Below are 305 nucleotides of genomic sequence, written 5' to 3'. Positions count from 1 at the left end.
GAGCGATCAACGAGTTCATCCAGAAGATATCCAGCATCGCCGGCAAGGGCAGCGGCTGAGAAAGCTATTCCAGGAAAAGTGTGTAGCGGTTTTTCCGTTCGGAATTGCGCAGATCAAAGATCATTTCGGGAGGACTGCCATGAAGAAATTCATAAACGCGGTGGACACGGTGCTCACCGAAAGCCTCGACGGTTTCGTAGCCGCCCATTCCGACATCCTGACGCTCGGCGACGAACACAAATTCGTCCGCCGCAGAGAGCTCAAGCCGGGCAAGGTGGCGCTGATCTCGGGCGGCGGTTCCGGCC

The 305-nt window shown here is 57.0% G+C and carries 1 pseudogene; it reads left to right on the top strand.

The window, feature by feature from the left end:
- Positions 1-139 precede the first annotated feature (139 nt).
- A pseudogene (locus EN845_RS36575) lies at positions 140-305 on the top strand (dihydroxyacetone kinase subunit DhaK); the annotation flags it as partial.

It is taken from the genome of Mesorhizobium sp. M8A.F.Ca.ET.202.01.1.1 (genome assembly GCF_004791595.1).
Taxonomy (GTDB): Bacteria; Pseudomonadota; Alphaproteobacteria; order Rhizobiales; family Rhizobiaceae; genus Mesorhizobium.
The sequence above is the reverse complement of the archived record's forward strand: the minus strand, read 5'-3'. Positions and strand labels throughout refer to the sequence as shown.